Source organism: Bordetella sp. N (genome assembly GCF_001433395.1).
Taxonomy (GTDB): domain Bacteria; phylum Pseudomonadota; class Gammaproteobacteria; order Burkholderiales; family Burkholderiaceae_B; genus Bordetella_C.
Genome location: NZ_CP013111.1, coordinates 5721034 through 5739543 on the forward strand (window position 1 = coordinate 5721034; position 18510 = coordinate 5739543).

At 66.3% G+C, this 18510-nt stretch carries 17 protein-coding genes; 9 read left to right on the forward strand and 8 right to left on the reverse strand.

Annotated elements, in window-relative coordinates:
- Positions 1–227: 227 nt before the first annotated feature.
- The 6 genes from ASB57_RS24775 (at position 228) to ASB57_RS24800 (ending at position 8461) form a co-directional block, all read left to right on the forward strand.
- Positions 228–1442 (forward strand): HlyD family secretion protein, encoded by a 1215-nt coding sequence (locus ASB57_RS24775; protein WP_057654590.1) that lies wholly within the window; start codon positions 228–230, stop codon positions 1440–1442.
- Positions 1439–3022 (forward strand): DHA2 family efflux MFS transporter permease subunit, encoded by a 1584-nt coding sequence (locus ASB57_RS24780; protein ID WP_057654591.1) that lies wholly within the window; start codon positions 1439–1441, stop codon positions 3020–3022. Before ASB57_RS24775 ends, ASB57_RS24780 begins: the two co-directional genes overlap by 4 nt.
- 17 nt (positions 3023–3039) lie before the next feature.
- Positions 3040–4755, forward strand: coding sequence for an efflux transporter outer membrane subunit (locus tag ASB57_RS24785; RefSeq protein ID WP_156414259.1), 1716 nt, complete (start codon positions 3040–3042; stop codon positions 4753–4755).
- A gap of 95 nt (positions 4756–4850) precedes the next feature.
- The gene (locus ASB57_RS24790) at positions 4851–5753 is read left to right on the forward strand and encodes an endonuclease/exonuclease/phosphatase family protein (RefSeq protein ID WP_057654592.1); all 903 of its coding nucleotides are present in this window, start codon (positions 4851–4853) and stop codon (positions 5751–5753) included.
- Complete coding sequence (locus tag ASB57_RS31770; RefSeq protein WP_057654593.1) at positions 5754–6167, forward strand: penicillin acylase family protein; 414 nt, start codon at positions 5754–5756, stop codon at positions 6165–6167.
- The gene (locus tag ASB57_RS24800) at positions 6149–8461 is read left to right on the forward strand and encodes a penicillin acylase family protein (RefSeq protein ID WP_255361995.1); all 2313 of its coding nucleotides are present in this window, start codon (positions 6149–6151) and stop codon (positions 8459–8461) included. Before ASB57_RS31770 ends, ASB57_RS24800 begins: the two co-directional genes overlap by 19 nt.
- 123 nt (positions 8462–8584) lie before the next feature.
- Here ASB57_RS24800 and ASB57_RS24805 read toward each other — a convergent pair whose 3' ends face one another.
- From ASB57_RS24805 to ASB57_RS24835, 7 genes are all read right to left on the reverse strand, one after another.
- Positions 8585–9874, reverse strand: coding sequence for an FAD-binding oxidoreductase (locus ASB57_RS24805; RefSeq protein WP_057654595.1), 1290 nt, complete (start codon positions 9872–9874; stop codon positions 8585–8587).
- Positions 9875–9887: 13 nt separating this feature from the next.
- A complete protein-coding gene (locus ASB57_RS24810; protein WP_057654596.1) occupies positions 9888–10619 on the reverse strand; it encodes an amino acid ABC transporter ATP-binding protein in 732 nt (243 codons plus the stop codon).
- Complete coding sequence (locus ASB57_RS24815; protein WP_057654597.1) at positions 10616–11269, reverse strand: amino acid ABC transporter permease; 654 nt, start codon at positions 11267–11269, stop codon at positions 10616–10618. Before ASB57_RS24815 ends, ASB57_RS24810 begins: the two co-directional genes overlap by 4 nt.
- On the reverse strand, positions 11262–12020 hold the full coding sequence (locus tag ASB57_RS24820) for an ABC transporter substrate-binding protein (protein ID WP_057654598.1): 759 nt from the start codon (positions 12018–12020) through the stop codon (positions 11262–11264). The genes ASB57_RS24815 and ASB57_RS24820 overlap by 8 nt, the downstream gene beginning before the upstream one ends.
- A gap of 145 nt (positions 12021–12165) precedes the next feature.
- Positions 12166–12498, reverse strand: coding sequence for an FxLYD domain-containing protein (locus tag ASB57_RS24825; RefSeq protein WP_057654599.1), 333 nt, complete (start codon positions 12496–12498; stop codon positions 12166–12168).
- 141 nt (positions 12499–12639) lie between these two features.
- Positions 12640–13281, reverse strand: a complete 642-nt coding sequence (locus ASB57_RS24830; protein WP_057654600.1) for a 3-oxoacid CoA-transferase subunit B — start codon at positions 13279–13281, stop codon at positions 12640–12642.
- The gene (locus tag ASB57_RS24835) at positions 13278–13967 is read right to left on the reverse strand and encodes a 3-oxoacid CoA-transferase subunit A (RefSeq protein ID WP_057654601.1); all 690 of its coding nucleotides are present in this window, start codon (positions 13965–13967) and stop codon (positions 13278–13280) included. The genes ASB57_RS24830 and ASB57_RS24835 overlap by 4 nt, the downstream gene beginning before the upstream one ends.
- Positions 13968–14168: 201 nt before the next feature.
- On the opposite strand from ASB57_RS24835, the gene ASB57_RS24840 reads away from it, so the two are divergent.
- Together ASB57_RS24840 and queC are read left to right on the forward strand one after the other, a co-directional pair.
- Positions 14169–14954 (forward strand): IclR family transcriptional regulator, encoded by a 786-nt coding sequence (locus ASB57_RS24840; RefSeq protein WP_057654602.1) that lies wholly within the window; start codon positions 14169–14171, stop codon positions 14952–14954.
- 113 nt (positions 14955–15067) lie between these two features.
- Positions 15068–15796 (forward strand): 7-cyano-7-deazaguanine synthase QueC, encoded by a 729-nt coding sequence (gene queC, locus ASB57_RS24845; protein WP_057654603.1) that lies wholly within the window; start codon positions 15068–15070, stop codon positions 15794–15796.
- A 52-nt stretch (positions 15797–15848) separates the two neighbouring features.
- On the opposite strand, the gene ASB57_RS24850 is transcribed toward queC, so the two are convergent.
- Positions 15849–16406, reverse strand: coding sequence for a GNAT family N-acetyltransferase (locus ASB57_RS24850; RefSeq protein WP_057654604.1), 558 nt, complete (start codon positions 16404–16406; stop codon positions 15849–15851).
- 192 nt (positions 16407–16598) lie between these two features.
- Here ASB57_RS24850 and ilvD point away from each other — a divergent pair, with 192 nt between their 5' ends.
- Positions 16599–18461, forward strand: coding sequence for a dihydroxy-acid dehydratase (gene ilvD, locus ASB57_RS24855; protein ID WP_057654605.1), 1863 nt, complete (start codon positions 16599–16601; stop codon positions 18459–18461).
- Positions 18462–18510 lie beyond the last annotated feature (49 nt).

Here is an 18510-nt window from a genome sequence, read left to right on the forward strand (position 1 = left end):
CGCGCCGAGTGCTTGGCCGAGCGGCTTCGAAGCTCAAAGTTCTACGGCGGTTGGAAGTCAACGCCGCCGGACCATACCCGCATGTTGCGAAAACTCGTTCGCAGCCTGTAGAGGAGAGGTAGCACATGTAGGGTGTAATCACTGTTGTTGGCGATTCAGCTTCCCGTCATACGGGGGTATGGCGCTTGCCCTCGCACCTCGGATGAAAAAATCTGATGAGCACGGGAATGGCTGACCAAACCGAGCAGGACCACAAGTCGAGTGAAGAGCAGGCGCCGGATGACGACGGCGGGCGCAAAGCGCAGCACAAGCGGAAGGCGCGCGACGACGACAAGGACGATGACGAGAAGGACGACGAGGACGGTGCCGAAGAGGGCGATGACAAGGACGGCAAGGACGACAGGAAGAAGCGCAGCAAGAAGCCGCTGATCATTCTTGGCATCGTCGCCCTGATCCTGGTGATCGGCGGCGTGGTGTGGTGGTTCCTCACCCGCAACCAGGTGAGCACCGACGATGCCTTCGTCGAAGGCAATGCCGTCACCATCGCACCGAAGGTGGGCGGCTATGTGGTGGAGCTCAACGTCAATGACAACACGCGGGTCAAGAAGGGCGACCTGCTGCTGCGCATCGATCCGCGCGACTACATCGCCGCGCGCGACCAGGCGGTGGCGCAGCGCGCGCTGGCCGCCGCACAACTGAATCAAGCCCGCACCCAGCTGGCGCTGGCGCGCGTGCAATATCCCGCGCAGCTGGCGCAGGCCCGCGCGCAGGAGAAGTCAGCGCAAGCCAACCTGAGCAATGCCCAGGCCGCCTATCGCCGTCAACGCACGGTCGATCCCCGTGCCACCAGTCAGCAGAACGTCGATACGGCCACGGCCCAGCAACGCAGCGCCCAGGCCGAAGTGGCCAATGCGCAGGCCCAGGTGCAGGCCGCGGACGTGGTGCAGCAGCAGGTCGACCAGGCACAAGCCGCGGTGGAAGCGCGCGCGGCGCAGCTCAAGGCGGCTGACGCGCAGGTAGAGCAGGCGGAGCTGAACCTTTCCTACACGGACGTACGCGCGCCCAGCGACGGCTGGGTCACGCGGCGCAATGTAAATCAGGGCTCGCTGCTGCAGGCGGGCATGACCGTATTCGCGCTGGTGCCGCCCGTGGTCTGGGTGACCGCGAACTTCAAGGAAACCCAGCTGGACCGCATGCGCGCGGGCAATGCCGTCGACATCGACGTGGATGCCTATCCGGACCTGAAGCTGCATGGCCATGTGGACAGCATCCAGCTGGGCACGGGGTCGCGCTTTTCGGCCTTCCCGGCGGAGAACGCCACGGGTAATTTCGTCAAGATCGTGCAGCGGGTGCCGGTCAAGATCGTCATCGACAGCGGCATGGATCCCAATTTCCCGCTGCCCCTGGGCTTGTCGGTGGTGCCCACGGTGGCGCTGCAATGAGCACCGCCGCGGCCCACGCATCGGACAACTGGAAGCCGCAGGCCAATCCCTGGACCATCGCCGTCGTCGTGACGATGGCGGCGTTCATGGAGGTACTGGACACTACCATCGTCAACGTCTCGCTGCCGCATATCGCCGGCACCATGTCGGCCAGCTACGACGAGGCCACCTGGACCCTGACGTCGTATCTGGTCGCCAACGGCGTGGTCCTGCCCATCTCCGGCTTCCTGTCGCGCACCTTGGGCCGCAAGCGCTACTTCCTGATCTGCATCATCGCCTTCACGGCTTGCTCCCTGTTGTGCGGGCTGGCGACCAACCTGGGCGAGCTGATCGTGTTCCGCATGCTGCAAGGCTTCTTCGGCGGCGGCCTGCAGCCTTGCCAGCAGTCGATCATCCTTGACACGTTTCCCCCTTCGCAGCGGGGCAAGGCGTTTTCCGTATCGGCGGTGGCCATCGTGGTGGCGCCGGTGCTCGGGCCTACCCTGGGCGGCTGGCTCACCGACAATTTTTCCTGGCGCTGGGTGTTCCTGATCAACGTGCCGATCGGCGTGCTGACCACGTTGGCGGTGATGCAGGTAGTGGAAGATCCGCCCTGGCAGAAGCCGGTGTCCAAACGCAAACGCCATATCGATTTGCCCGGTATCGGCCTGATCGCGCTGGGCCTCGGTTGCCTGCAAGTGATGCTGGACCGTGGCGAGGACGAGGATTGGTTCAGTTCGCCCTTCATCTGCACGTTCGGGGTTCTGGCCGTCGTCGGGCTGGTGGGCGCGGTGCTCTGGCTGCTCTATGCGAAGCGACCGGTGGTCGACCTGCGGGTGATGAAGGACCGTAATTTTTCCCTGGGTTGCGTCACTATCGCGGCCTTCGCGGCCGTGCTGTATGGAAGTTCGGTGCTGATACCGCAGCTGGCGCAACAACAGTTGGGCTATACAGCGACCCTGGCGGGGCTGGTGCTTTCACCGGGTGCCTTGCTGATCGTGTGCACCATTCCTGTCGTCGGCAAGATCATGCCCAAGGTGGAGACCCGGCATCTGATCGCGTTCGGGTTTCTGCTGCTGGGGACGGCGTTGCTGTACTCGCGGCATCTGGTGCCTGACATCGACTTTCGCACGCTGATGTTCATGCGCATGGCGCAGTCCTTCGGTCTGGCCTTCCTGTTCGTGCCCACCAGCACCCTGGCCTATGTCACCTTGCCCAAGTCATTGAATGACGATGCCGCCGCCTTGTTCACCATGTTCCGCAATGTGGCGGGGTCGATCGGCATCTCGCTGGCGACGGCGGGCATACGGGAGCGTATGCAGGTACGCATGGCGAATATGTCGGAGCATATGTCGACGTTCTCCCAGCAATACCAGGAAAGCGTGCAGCGTATCGGCCAGGCCTTGCGCGACTACACCGGCGCCGTCGGCGATCAGACCCAGGCGGCCAGCGGGCATATGTACCAGACCTTCGTCTCGCAGGCGACCATTCTTGCTTACATCGATATCTTCGCGATATGCGGCATCTTCGCTTTGTGTTTCATTCCCCTGACTTTTCTGTTTTCATCCACGCGTGCCGCGGGCGGCGGGGGAGGGCATTGATGATGACGCGCCCTGCCATGAACGCTTTGACCGTGGCGCGCCGTCCAGGCGGTGCCGGATTGCTGCGTGGACTGCGGTTGCTGGGGCTGACCGGCGCGGCGCTGCTGTGCGCGGCCTGCACCGTGGGTCCCGATTTCAAGTCGCCCGAAGCCAACGTGCCGGCGGACTATGCCGACCGTCAGCGCGCGCCCGCCGCGTCGACAACGCCGGGCGCGCCGGCGGCATCGGTGGCGTCGGTCACGGAAAGCACGGACCCGGATCCGCAGTGGTGGCATGGTTTCAACGATCCCGTGCTGGATTCGCTCATCGACCGCGCCGTCGCCGGCAATCTGACCCTGCAGCAGGCGGTGCTGCGCATCGTCTCGGCGCGCCAGCAGGCGCGTGCGGCTGGTGCCCGCGGCTTGCCGCAGATCAATGGCACGGGCAGTTATAGCTACGAGAAGCTGGGCCTGAAGGGCATTCTGGAATCGCGCGGCATTCCCGGCAAAGTGGACAGACTGGGCGCGTCGGACTCGCCTTTGAACGACATTTCGCCCGATGCCGGTTCGCAGGCCAGCAGTGCCGGCAAGCAGTTTCTGGCGGAGGCCGACAAGCCCGTGAATCTGTACATGCTGGGGGTCGATGCCAGTTGGGAGCTTGACCTGTTCGGCCGCGTGCGGCGGGGTGTCGAGGCCGCCAATGCGCAGACCGAGTCTGCGCTGGAAGATCGCAACGATGCCCTGGTGTCCCTGGAAGCCGAAGTGGCGCGCACGTATGCGATGCTGCGTGGTGCGCAATGGCTGGACCGCATCGCTCGCGATGAAGTGCGGGTGTCACAGGACACGCTGGACCTGACCCGCAGCCGGCAGCAATCCGGCTTGGCCAGCCAGACCGATGTCGAACGCGCCGACGCGCAGCTGGGCGCCGTCGCCGCGCAGTTGCCGCAATTCGAGCAGCAGGCGGCGCAGGCCTTGAATGGTTTGGCGGTGTTGCTGGGCCAGCCGCCTGGCTCGCTGGATGCCGAGCTGTCCGGGCCGGGCGCCGTACCGCCGGTGCCGCCGGTCGTGCCGGTGGGTTTGCCGGCCAGCCTGGCGCGGCGGCGTCCGGATATCCGGCGTGCGGAGGCCGACCTGCATGCCGCCACGGCGCAGGTGGGCGAGTCCATTGCCGAGCTGTTTCCGGACCTGTCGCTGACGGGGCAGTTCGGTTTCCGCGCCACGCAGGCCAGCTATCTGACGCGTTGGGCCAGTCATTTCTATTCCATCGGCCCGCAGGTCAGCTTGCCGATATTCCAGGGTGGCGCCTTGCGAGCGCAGGTGGCCATTGCCAAGGCGGAGCAGGCGGCCAGCGTTCTGAATTACCGTCAGACCGTGCTGTCGGCCTTGCGCGACGTGGATGACGCCTTGGTGCGCTATCGCACCGACCAGGCACGCCAGGTCACCTTGCAGCGCGTGGCCGACGCCAACGCCCGCGCCTTCGACCTGGCGCGCGATGGCTACCGCAGCGGCCTGAACAGCTTCATCGACGTGCTCGACACCGAGCGCCAGCTCAGCGACAGCCGCGTCCAGCTGGCGCAGCAGACCGTCCAGGTCACCACCGACCTGGTGGCCCTGTACAAGTCCCTGGGCGGCGGCTGGCAAGCCCGCGAAATCGACCCCGCCCGCATCGGCGACGCCGCGAGCGAGACGGAGAAAGCCATCCTCAAGTCTGGCGACACCGGCTCAAGTCCTGCCGGCACGGGGTCTGGACGCTAGACCTGGTTACGGAGTGGCTGTTACAAAGGCGGATGAGGGAGGTCGATGGGGCACTCCCATCACCTGAAAAACATCCTCGCCGGAGGCGACACGTCATGCGCTTGGTTTGCTGGAACATCCAATGGGGCCGCGGGTGCGATGGGCGGGTGGACCTTGCGCGGATCGTGAGTGAAGCCAGGCGGCTGGCGGATTTTGATGTGTTGTGCTTGCAAGAGGTCAGCCGGGGGTTCGACGCGCGCTCGGATGCGGGCGACGGCGCGGGGCTGCCGGGCGGCACGGGAACGGATCAGTTCGCGGAACTGGCCGCGCTATTGCCCGGCTATACGGTGATCGAGGGTGTGGCCGTGGATCTGCCGGCCGCGGTAGAAGGCGCGCCGCGCCGGCACTTCGGCAATGCCATCATCACACGGCTGCCCGTGCACCAGGTCTGGCGGCACAGCTTGCCCTGGCCCGCCGATCCCAACGTACCATCGATGCCGCGCATCGCGCTGGAAGCCGTTATCGAAGGCGACAAGGGACCGCTGCGGGTCATCACCACGCACCTGGAGTACTACTCCGAAATGCAACGGCTGGCCCAGGTGGAGGCACTGCGCATCATGCACGCCGAAGCCTGCGCGCACGCCCGCCGGCCCGCGCCACTGGAAAAACCCGGTACGCCATTCGCGGCCACGGGCAGGCCGACGGCCGCAATCATCTGCGGGGACTTCAACAGCGCGGCGGGTGACAGCGCCTACATGCGCATGGTAGCGCCCATGCCCGCCACGGCCGGCGCGCCGGACTTTTTCGACGCGTGGCTGCTGCAACATCCCGGCCCGGTGACGGGCCCCGAACGCGCACCGACGACGGGTGTCTACGACCACGAGCAATGGGCGGACGGACCCTTTCCCTGCGATTTCTTTTTCGTCAGCGCCGATCTGGCGGAGCGCGTAGCGCGTTGCGAAGTCGATTTGCAGAGCGACGCGTCGGACCATCAACCCATGTTGCTGGAATTGCACTGAATGCGGGACAGGGAAGCGGCAACACCCGCGCGCGGCAAGTGGCGCCGGCGGGTCCTGGGAACGCTGGCGACGATCGCATTGTTGGGCGTGATCGCCGTGCTGGCGGGCTGGGGTTATCTGCGCGCCAGCCTGCCGCGGCTTGATGGCACGGTCGCCGCGACGGGGTTGGCCGCGTCCGCGCGCATCGAACGCGATGCGGAAGGCGTGGTGACGATAACGGCGGCGAATCGCGTGGACCTTGCCTATGCCACGGGCTATGCGCATGGGCAGGACCGCCTGTTCCAGATGGACCTGTTGCGCCGCGTTGCCGCCGGGGAGCTGGCGGCCCTGGTGGGCCCGGACGCCGTGCCGCTGGCCGGCGCAATCGCCTGCACCGGTTCCGCGCGCGTGCGGAAGTGGCTTACGCAGGTTTAGATGCCGGCTCGCGGGCCTTGTTGCAGCGTTACGCCGACGGGGTCAATGCGGCCATGAACGCGACGCGCGCGCGGCCCTTCGAATATGCGTTGTTGCACAGCAAGCCCGATCCCTGGCGGCCGGAAGATACCTTGCTGGTGGTCGATGCGATGTACCTGGATCTGCAGTCCAGCGAGATATCGCGAGTCTTGGGGCGGGGCATGTTGCGCGACACGCTGCCCCCGGATCTGGTGGCGTTTTTGACGCCGGCTGCCAGTGATATCGATGCGCCGCTGGATCATGTTGCGATGAATGTGCCGGCATTGACGGTGCCGGCTACGCGGCCGGATTGGCTGGATGGGCCCGTGACCATGGGACGCGCGGCTGAGGCTGTGCCGGCGGCCGTCGCGTCGGGCCCCGTTACATCGGGCGCCGTCACGTCGGGCGCCCCCGCGCCAACTGGCGTGGCAAGCGTTGCGTCCAGGCCCGGGCGTGGCGCATCGTTATTCGGATCGACGGTGGCGCAAGCCATGCAACAAGGCCTGGACCCTGACGCCAAGGTCGGCAGCAACAGCTTCGCCGTGGATGGCAAGCATGGTGTGGATGGTCGTGCCATGGTCGCCAACGATATGCACTTAGGGCTGGGCCTGCCCAATATCTGGTATCGCCTGACCTTGGTGCTGCAAGGCGCGGACGGCAAGACGACGCGGCGGGTGTCCGGCGTCAGCCTGCCCGGTGCGCCCCTGGTGGTGGCGGGCAGCAATGGCGACGTGGCCTGGGGCTATACCAACAGCTACGGTCATTACGTCGACCTGGTGCGCGTGGAGCGCGATCCGGATGACCCGCGCCGTTATCGTGGCGCCGACGGGGAATGGCAGCTGGCCGAGGAGCATGTGGAAACCATCGCCGTGCGTGGCGGCGAGGCCATGCGCCTGAACGTGCGCGAGACGCCTTGGGGGCCTTTGTTCCGCAGCGGCGACGCATCTTATGCGATCCGCTGGGTGGCCTACCTGCCCGATGCCGCCGACCTTGGCCTGATGGCCATGGAGCAGGCCCGCGACCTGCCTTCCGCGCTGGCCGTGGCTCAGCGCGCCGGCGTGCCCACGCAGAACATCCTGATCGCCGACCGCCATGGCCGCATAGGCTGGACCCTGGCCGGCCCGCTGCCCGCGTCCGTCCTGGACCCGCAGGGCTTTCCGGTGCCGGCGGCGGAGCTTGGCGCGCGGGCCCCCGCGGCCGGGGCATCCGCCGCGCGGGACACGTCGGCGTTGCCCGACGCATCCGCAGCGCGCGCTACGTCGGCGTCGTCCGACGTGGCACCGACGCCCAGCGCGCCCGCCTTCCACCGCCTGGCGCCAGCCGACTACCCAGTCCTGCTCGATCCGGCGGCAGGCCGTCTGTGGACGGCCAATAGCACGCAGTTGGGCGATGCCGCCATGCAGGCGCGCATCGGTGACGGCGGGGCCGATGTCGGTACCCGCAGCCGCCAGATCCGCGACGATCTGCTCGCGCGTTCGAGCAGCCAGGAAAGCGATCTGCTGGCGGTGCAGCTGGACGACCGCGCACAGTGGATGCAACCGTGGCGTGACCTGCTGCTCAAATCGCTGGATGCCGACGCGGTGGCCGGGCAGCCGCGTCGCGCGGAAATGGCGCGCCTGGTGGCCGCCTGGAACGGCCGCGCCGATGTCGACGCCGTCGGCTACACGCTGGTCCGTGATTTCCGCGACGCCTTGTACCAGGCCTGGTTCGGCGGCCTCGAACTTCGCCTCGGTGGCCGTACCGCCGTGGATCGGCAGGCCGGCCGCCTGGCCTGGCCACTGTCGCTGGGCCGTGCATCCTCGCGCCTGGAGGCCGTCATGCAAACACTGGCGCGCGAACACGCATGGGTGCCGCAACGTTACGCCGACTGGCGGGCCTTCATGCTGGCCATGGCCGATGAGGTAATCGAGCGGGCCGATGAAAGCGGCGGCCTGGCCCAGGCACGCTGGGGCGAGCGCAACCGACTGGCGTTGGCGCATCCCTTCGCCCGGCTGCTGCCCCCAGCGCTGGCGGGCTGGTTACGAGGGCCTGCCACGCCCATGCCCGGCGACCTTCATCTGCCGCGCGTGCAGCGTCCCAACTTCGGCGCGTCCGAACGCTTCGTCGTATCGCCAGGCCGCGAGGAGCAGGGCATCCTGCACATGCCGGGCGGTGCGTCCGGCCATCCGCTGTCGCCGTATTTCCTGGCCGGCAACGCCGCCTGGGTCGAAGGCAAGGCCACGCCCTTCCTGCCCGGTCAGGCAGTGCACAAGCTTGATCTGAAACCTATGAAATAACGCGACGTGGCGTGGTGCGCATGGCTGCACCGCGCCAGGCGCGCGCGTCTCAGCGCGATGACGCAGGCCGCAACCGCGGCCCCGCGCCCAGCGGGGGGCACGCGGGGGGCACCAGCCCCCCGCTTATAAGCCCCCATCTCTCATCCGATACCAAGTCACCACCGCGTTCACATACAGCCTGCGCAAGCCATACAAGGGAAACGCCTTGATCGGCGCCACCGGCACCGGCAGCTCTGACGCATTGCCGGTCGCCACATACGCCGCCATGGCCCGCCCCATGGCCGTCTGCAACCCCACCCCGCGCCCCTGGCAGCCGATGTCGATCAACAACCCGGGTTCCGGCTCATGCAGATGCGGCAGGTAATCACGCGTAATCGCAACCCGCCCGCACCAGCGGAATTCATAAGGCACGCCCGCCACCTGCGGGTACATCTTCAGCATCACCCGTTCAAGATGGGCCCAGTCCGCCTGCCCGTGCGGCTCGCGGAAAGGCCCCCGGCCGCCCATCAACAGCCGCCCCTGATGATCCAGGCGGAAATACAGCAATAGATTGCGGGTGTCCGAGGACACCTGCCCGTCCGGCAGGATGCCTGCACGAATGGAAGCCGGCAGCGGCGCCGTCGCCACCTGGAAGGTATTCGCGTCGATGATGCTGGGCTGCAAGCCCGGCCACAGGTCGGCCCCATAGGCGTTGGTGCACATGACCACCCGCGCGGCCGTCACCGTGGCGCCGGCCGTGGTGGTGGCCACCCAGTCCGAACCGCTGCGCTGCAAGCGCTCCACCGGCGTATCGGTATAAAGCCGCACGCCCGCGGCTAGCGCCGCCCGCGCCAGTCCGCGCACATAACTCAACGGCTGGATGGCGCCAGCGCGCGGATCGAGCCAGCCGCCCAGATAACGATCGGTCCCGAGCAACTGCGCGGCCTCGCCCGCATCCAGCGTGCGCGCCGCGACGCCGTGACGGCGCCATTGCTCGGCCCGCTGCTGCGCCACTTCCAAGGCCTTGGGCGTATGCGCCCCCTGGATCCAGCCCTGGCGCACATGCGGAACGTCCATGCCATGCCGCGCGATCAGGTCGAACACCAGGTCCGCGGTGGTGCCGGCAAAGCGGATCAGGTTGGCGCCCCGTTCCGCCCCATACATGCGCAGCAAATCATCGGGATCATGCTTGAGCCCCGGGATCACCTGCCCACCATTGCGCCCCGACCCGCCGAAGCCGATCTCACGCGCCTCCAGCAGCACCACGTCGACACGCCGCAGGGCCAGATGCAGCGCGGTACTCAGTCCGGCATAGCCACCGCCGATGACCAGCACGTCGGCGCGTTGCGACGCATCGATCGCCACGGTGGGCGGCGCCGCTGCCGCCGTAGCGGCCCACAGCGAAGGAGCAAGCGGGAACATGTCATGCCGCATGACGGGGCGATCCTCACATGGGGTGCAGTACGCGTCGCAGGAAATCCTGCGTGCGCGGATGGCGGGGTTGGTTCAGCACATCCAGGGCGGGGCCCTGTTCGACGATCACGCCGCCGTCGAAGAACAACACGCGGTCGGCCACTTCACGCGCGAAACTCATCTCGTGGGTGACCACCACCATGGTCATGCCCGCTTCCGCGAGCTTGCGCATGACCCCCAGCACGTCACCGACCAGTTCGGGATCGAGCGCCGAGGTCGGCTCGTCGAACAGGATGGCCTTGGGCTGCATGGCCAGCGCGCGGGCGATGGCCACGCGTTGCTGCTGGCCGCCGGACAACTGCGCGGGATGCGCGTTCTCCTTGTCGGCCAGGCCCACGCTGGCCAGCAGGGCGCGCCCGCGCTCGGTGGCGGCGGCGCGCGGCTCGTGCTGGACGTAGATGGGACCCTCGATGACGTTTTCCAGCGCCGTGCGATGGGGGAACAAATTGAAGCGCTGGAACACCATGGCCACCTGGGTGCGGATGGCCGCGATCGATGCCGCGCGCGTATCCACGCGCTGGCCGTCGATGGTGATGTCGCCTTCGTCGTAGCGTTCCAGCCCGTTGATGCAACGCAGGATGGTGGACTTGCCCGAGCCGGACGGTCCGACCACGCAGACCACCTCGCCCTTGCTGATGTGAGCATCCACGCCTTTGAGCACTTCCAGTTCGCCGAAGCGCTTGCGCACGCCGTGCAGTTGTATCATCGCCGGGCGCTCCTTTTTTCCAGATGCCGCACCAGCAGGATCAGCGGCACGCACATCACCAGGTACATGATGGCGACCAGGCTGAACACGGTGGCGTTCTTGAATGTGGATACCGCGATCAGCTTGCCTTGCAAGGCAAGCTCCGCCACCGTGATGGTGGATGCCTGGGACGAGTCCTTGAGCATCATGATCATGATGTTGCCGTAAGGCGGCAGGATGATGCGCACCGCCTGCGGCAGGATGACCCGCCGCATGGTCAGGCTCCAGCTCATGCCCATGGCCATGGCGGCTTCGATCTGCCCTTGGTCGATGGCCTGGATGCCCGCCCGGAAATTCTCCGCCTGATAGGCGGAATAGGCGATGCCCAGCCCGATGATGGCGGCCTGCATGGCCGTCAGGGCGATGCCCACATCCGGCATGACGAAGTAGATGTAGAACAGCAGGACGATGATGGGTATGCCGCGCAGCAGATTGATCATCAGCCCGCTGAAGCGCACCAGCACCGTGATGCCCGAGACCCGCATCAGGGCCCAGACCATCCCCAGCACCGTGGAAAACGCCAGTGAGCCCAGGGTCACCAGGACGGTGAGCTTGGCGCCTTGCAGCAGGATGGGGAGGTATTGTTGGGCGTCGCTGAAGAACTCATGCACCCCCCAGCCCCCACTTCTTCAGGATGCGGTCGATGCTGCCGTCGGCCTTCAGCTTGGCCAGGGCGGCGTTGATCTTGTTCAGCAGTTCGGTGTCGTCCTTGCGCGTCGCCAGGCCCAGGCTGCCGACCACGGTGGGCTCATAGCTGGACACCATGTGCAGATTGGGAAAGCCGCCTTGCGCGATCGTGTACGCCGCGATGGGGTAGTCCATGAAGCCGCCCTGGATGCGGCCCGCGTTGGCGTCGCGCATCATGTCCGGCGGACTGTCGTACAGCTTCACTTCCTTGAAGACGCCGCTCTTCTGCACCGGTTCCACGAATGCCGTGCCCACCTGCACGCCTACCGTCATGTCCTTCATGTCGGCGAAGGTCTTGTAGGCCTTGCTGTCGCTCTTGGGCACCATCAAGCCCTCGCCGTAGCGGTAGACCGGCTCGGAGAAACTCACTACCTGCTGGCGCTGCGGCGTGATGAACATGGCCGCCGAGATGATGTCGATACGCTTGGACGTCAGCGATCCGATCAGGGCGGAGAAGGTCATGGGTTCGATCTGCACCTCGAAACCCGCTTCCTTGCCGACGGCCTTGACGACGTCGACCATTACGCCTTCGATGGAGTTGGTCTTGGTGTCGAGGAAGGTGAAGGGACTGCCGGTGGGCGTCGATCCCACTTTGAGTACGGTCTGCGCCTGGGCGCCGGCGGCGCTCAGGGATAAAGCGGCGAACATCGAGACGAACAGCTTTCTGGCTTGCATATCCTTGTCCTTCTTCGTCGAGTGGGCGCGGCGTTGGACCAGGTCGCGGGCGTAAACGCCGCTCCATGCTATGCGTGGGTGTTCGTCGGGGACAACCTAGGGACTTCCCGCCCGCGATGGCGGCGGGCGAGGGGCCTTGCCGGGCTTATTGCACGGTCACTTCGTAAGCCGAGAAGCGCGTGAACGGCTGGGTCGCCGTGGCGCGTATGCCCCAGTTGCCGCCGTTGGCCAGGTTGTAGGTGATGTCGGACGCTTCGCCGACCTTGTTGCCTTGCGCGTCGAGCAAGGTGAACACGATGGCCGCACTGTTCAACTGATGCCCGGTGCCGTTATGCAAGGTGCCGGTGATCATGGTCTGGCCGGTGGTGTTATCGCGCATGGCCTGCAGGGCGTCGATGGTCACGCCTTGCGGCAGCGATTGTGCGCCGGCCAGGCCGGCGGCGCAGGAAAGGAGGAGGGTGGCGAGCAGACGTTTCATGGCGGCTTCCGGTTCGTTTGAATTCCGTGGGGCGGAATCAGACAGTATCCACCCTCGCGGTCCGCGGACCTGTCGGCCGAATGGCCGACAGGTCGGGCCTGATGAGCACGTAGCGTGCCGCCGGGGTCGTCGCCGGCGTCTTTACGCGAAGTTCAGCGGCAGGCCGGTGATGGTGCGCAATTCGTCTTCGCTGATGCCGCCGAAACGGTCGATGACGTACACGCCGTCGGCGCGCAGGTCGAACACGGCGACATCGGTATAGACACGGGACACGCAGCGCACGCCGGTCAGCGGATAGCTGCATTGCTCGACCAGCTTGCTTTGGCCTTCGCGCGTGGTCAGTTCCATCATCACGAACACCTGCTTGGCGCCGATGGCCAGGTCCATGGCGCCGCCGACGGCGGGAATCGCGTCCGGCGCGCCCGTGTGCCAGTTGGCCAGGTCGCCCTTCGTCGACACCTGGAAGGCGCCCAGCACGCAGATGTCCAGGTGGCCGCCGCGCATCATGGCGAAGGAGTCGGCGTGATGGAAAAAGGCGGTGCCCGGCACTTGCGTCACGGCCTGCTTGCCGGCGTTGATCAGGTCATAGTCCTCTTCGCCCTTGGCGGGCGCGGGGCCCATGCCCAGCATGCCGTTTTCGGTATGCAGCACGATTTCGCGGTCGGCCGGCAGGTGGTTGGCGACCAGGGTCGGCAGGCCGATGCCGAGGTTGACGTAGGCGCCTTCCTGGATGTCCTGGGCGACGCGCGCGGCGATCTGGTCACGGGTCAGTTTGCTGCTCATGCTTGCTCCTTGCCGGCGGGCGCGGCATCGATCCCCACCACGCGCTGCACGAATATTCCGGGGGTGACGATGGCTTCGGGGTCCAGCTGGCCCAGCTCGACGATGTCATTGACCTGGGCCACGGCGACGCGCGCGGCGGTCGCCATGATGGGGCCGAAGTTGCGCGCGGTCTTGCGATAGACCAGATTGCCCCAGCGGTCGGCCTGCAACGCCTTGATCAAGGCGTAGTCGGCGTGCAGCGGCGCTTCCAGCACGTAATGGCGGCCGTTGATTTCGCGGGTTTCCTTGCCTTCGGCCAGCGGGGTGCCGTAGCCGGTGGGCGAGAAGAAGCCGCCGATGCCGGCGCCGGCGGCGCGGATGCGTTCGGCCAGGTTGCCTTGCGGCACCAGTTCCAGCTCGATCTTGCCGGCGCGGTACAGGCCGTCGAAGATCTGCGAATCGGTCTGGCGCGGGAACGAGCAAATGATTTTGCGCACGCGGTTGGCGCCGAGCAGGGCGGCAAGACCGGTGGTGCCGTTGCCGGCGTTGTTGTTGATGATGACCAGATCTTTGGCGCCTTGCGCCAACAGGGCATCGATCAATTCCATGGGCTGGCCGGCCGGGCCGAAGCCGCCGATCATGATGGTCGCGCCGTCCGGCACGTCGGCCACGGCCGCGGCCGCGCTATCAACGATTTTCGAGATCATCGCTATCCTGCTTGTCCAAGAGGAGAAATAAAGCTGTCGATCCGAAAGCCGCTATCAGCTGTCTCGTACGAATTTGAGTTGTTCTAATAGCGAACTTTGGTTCTATAATCGAACATCTTCCCCGGCCGTCCACCCAGTGTCAAGAAAGTGTCCTCAGGGTGAACACATCGCGCCGTATCTGCATATCCCTGAGCTTCGCCCATGACCGATCCGGATTCCCCGCAGCAGCCCAGCGATTCCTACGTGCAGTCCTTTGCCCGTGGGTTGGCGGTGATCCGGGCGTTCGGACCCGAGTCCCCGCAAATGACCTTGAGCGAAGTAGCCGCGCGCACCGGACTGACGCGGGCCGGCGCCCGGCGCATCCTGCTGACCTTGGAGCATCTGGGCTATGTGCGCATCGACGATCGCCGTTTCACCCTGACGCCGCGCATCCTGGACCTGGGCTACGCCTATCTGTCGGCCACGCCGCTGTGGAACCTGGCCCTGCCCTATATGGAAGCGGTGGCGCAGACCACCCGTGAATCCTGTTCGGTGGCGGTGTTGGACGGGGCGGACATCGTCTACATCCTGCGGCTGGCGGCGCACAAGGTAATGAGCATCAACCTGTCGGTGGGCAGCCGCCTGCCGGCCTGGGTGACGTCGATGGGCCGGGTGTTGCTGGGCGGCCTGGACGACGAGGAACTGGATCGCCTGCTGGCGGGGACGCCGCGCGGGGCCTATACCAGCGAAACCGTCACGGATGCCGACGCGCTCAAGCGCGTCATCGCGCAAGTGCGCGAGCAGGGTTACGCCTGCGTGGAGCGGGAACTGGAACCGGGCCTGCAATCGGTGGCGGTGCCGGTGATCGATCGCAGCGGCAAGGTCATCGCCGCCATGAATGTCAGCGGCCATGCCAGCCGTTACACGCGCGACGAGATGCTGGCGGCTTTCCTGCCTCCGTTGCGGCTGGCGGCTGAGCAGATCAACCTGGCGTTGCGGCGGCGCTGAAGCCTGGCCACGAGCCTGGTCATAGCCCTGCCTGAAACCTTGCCTGACTGGCGCCGGCCGCCACACAGGCGGTAAAGTGCCTGCTTGTTCCGTATCCCTACGTCTTGCCCCCAATGCTCAATCATCAACGTCGCGCCCTGGTTCTCTTTTCCGGCGGCCAGGATTCCACCACCTGCCTGGCCTGGGCCCTGGAGCGTTATGCGCATGTCGAGACGGTGGCTTTCGATTATGGCCAGCGCCATCGCATCGAGCTGGATGCCCGCCTGCAAGTGCTGGCCCAGTTCCGTGCCCGCCTGCCCAAACTGGCTGAGCGCCTGGGCGAGGACCACTTGCTGGATCTGTCCGTGCTGGGCCAGGTGGCCGACACCGCCTTGACCAGCGACCGCGCGATCGAGATGCAGGCCAATGGGCTGCCCAACACCTTCGTGCCGGGCCGCAACCTGCTGTTCCTGACCCTGGCGGCCGCCTTGGGTTACCGGCGCCAGCTGGACGTCCTGGTGGGCGGCATGTGCGAAACCGATTTCTCCGGCTATCCGGATTGCCGAGATGACACCATCAAGGCGCAGCAGGTGGCCTTGGGCCTGGGGCTGGGCAGCCGCCTGACCATCGAGACGCCCCTGATGTGGCTGGACAAGGCCCAGACCTGGGAGCTGGCGCAGCAACTGGGCGGTGACGCGCTGGTCGAAACCATCGTCGAGGAAAGCCACACCTGCTATCTGGGCGAGCGCGGCGCGCGCCATGCCTGGGGCTATGGCTGCGGCGCGTGCCCCGCTTGCGTGTTGCGCAAGGCTGGCTGGGAACGCTGGCAGGCCGGCAAGCCGGCGGACGCCGCGCTAGCTTGATGCAGCCCTGCCGGACGCCGGTCCGGGCGGCGGCTCTGCCGCGCGCTCGGTCCTAAGGCCGCGTCTTGGGGGCAGGCGCTTCGCTGTCGCCGACGCCCAGGGCCCTTTGCATCAGCACGGTATCGCGCCACTCGCCGTGCTTGTGGCCGACCGAGCGCAGCGTGCCGACTGGATGGAATCCGCAGCGGGCATGCAAGGCCAGCGATGCCGCGTTGGCGCTGTCGCCGACCACGGCCAGCATCTGCCGCCAGCCCCGTTCGGTACAACGCGCGATCAGGCCATCCAGCAGCTTCCCGCCGATGCCGCGTCCCGCCAGCCCGGGCTGGATGTACACCGAGTCCTCGCACGTATTCCCGTAGGCCGGCCGCGGCCGGTACAAGGTCGCGTAGGCATACCCCGCCACGGCCCCATCCAGCTCCGCCACCAGATACGGCAGCCCCGCTGCCAGCACCGCCGCATGGCGCTGCAACAACTCTTCCACCGTCGGCGGCGTCAATTCGAACGACGCCGTGCCATGCAGCACGTGATGTTCGTAGATAGCCTGGATGGCGGCAAAATCGCCGGCGGCGGCGTCGCGAATGATGAGCTGGGGAGTAACGTGGGGAGCCATGGCTGTTGCGTTGCAATAAGAGAATCAAGGCTGCCAGTGTGCGCCACGGCAGGCCATCAATACAGCGGGTAGGCATTATGCGATGTCTAAGGAAAACCTTGGATTCCCCGCCAGATTGCACGGCCAGGAAGCCACCGCCCGCCCAAGCCGTTATGATGTGGGGTTTCCCCCCTGGCAAGACCGAGAAAAATCATGCCGCACTATCGTTCCCGCACCTCTACCCACGGCCGTAACATGGCCGGCGCGCGCGCTCTGTGGCGCGCCACCGGCATGAAGGACGGCGACTTCGGTAAACCCATCATCGCGGTGGTCAATTCCTTTACCCAGTTCGTACCCGGCCACGTGCACCTGCGCGACCTGGGCGCGCTGGTCGCCCGCCAGATCGAAGAGTCCGGCGCCAACGCCAAGGAATTCAACACCATCGCGGTCGACGACGGCATCGCCATGGGCCACGGCGGCATGCTGTACTCGCTGCCGTCGCGCGAGCTGATCGCCGACTCGGTCGAATACATGGTCAACGCGCACTGCGCCGACGCCATGGTCTGTATCTCGAACTGCGACAAGATCACCCCGGGGATGTTGATGGCCGCCATGCGCCTGAACATCCCGGTGGTCTTCGTTTCCGGCGGCCCGATGGAAGCAGGCAAGGTCAAGGCTCCGACCGAAGCCAAGATCTCCGCCAAGATCGACCTGGTCGACGCCATGATCAAGGCCGCCGACCCCACCGTGTCGGACGCCGACGTGGCCGAGATCGAACGCAGCGCCTGCCCCACCTGCGGTTCCTGTTCCGGCATGTTCACCGCCAACTCGATGAACTGTCTGACAGAAGCCCTGGGCCTGGCCTTGCCGGGCAACGGCACCATCGTCGCCACGCACGCCTGGCGCAAGGGCTTGTTCGAAGAAGCCGGCCGCCTGATCGTCGATCTGTGCCGCCGCTACTACGAAGAGGACGACGAATCGGTCCTGCCCCGCAACATCGCCACCCGCGCCGCCTTTGAGAACGCCATGACCCTGGATGTGGCCATGGGCGGTTCCACCAACACGGTGCTGCACTTGCTGGCGGCCGGACAGGAAGGCGGCGTCGACTTCAACATGGCCGACATCGACCGCATCTCGCGCAAGGCGCCCTGCCTGTGCAAGGCGGCTCCCGCGACCGACAAGTACCACATCGAAGACATCCACCGCGCCGGCGGCGTGATCGGCATCCTGGCCGAGCTCGGCCGCGGCGGCCTGCTCGACCTGTCGGCCGGGAACGTCCACAGCGGCACCCTGGGCAACGCCATCGCCAAGTGGGACATCCAGGCCGAAGGCAACGAGCAAGCGAAGAAGTTCTTCCGTGCCGCGCCTGGCGGCGTGCCCACGCAAGTGGCTTTCAGCCAGGACGCGACGTACCTGACGCTGGATAACGACCGCAAGACCGGCGGTATCCGCGACATCGAAAACGCCTACTCCAAGGACGGCGGCCTGGCCGTGCTGTACGGCAACCTGGCCGAGAAGGGTTGCATCGTGAAGACCGCCGGCGTCGATGAGAGCCAGCTGGTGTTCAACGGCCGTGCCCGCGTGTTCCAGAGCCAGGACGATGCCGTCGAAGGCATCCTGGGCGACAAGGTGCAACCCGGTGACGTGGTGGTGATCCGCTACGAAGGCCCGAAGGGCGGCCCCGGCATGCAGGAAATGCTGTATCCCACGTCCTATCTGAAGTCCAAGGGCCTGGGCAAGGTGTGCGCGCTGTTCACCGATGGCCGTTTCTCGGGCGGTTCGTCCGGCCTGGTGATCGGCCATGCGTCGCCGGAAGCGGCCGAAGGCGGCAATATCGCCCTGGTCAAGGACGGCGACGCCATCAACATCGATATCCCGAAGCGTTTGATCCACCTGGATATCAGCGATGCCGAACTGGCCAAGCGCCGCGGCGAGATGGAAGCATTGGGCGACGACGCCTGGCAGCCGGTGGGCCGCGAACGCGTCGTGTCGCAGGCACTGCAAGCCTACGCCGCCTTGGCGACGTCGGCCGACCGCGGCGCCGTGCGCGACATCACGCAACTGCGCCGCAAGTAAGCACCCCGCGCGGCACCTAGTGCCGCGCGTTTGCCGGCACCATGAAAAA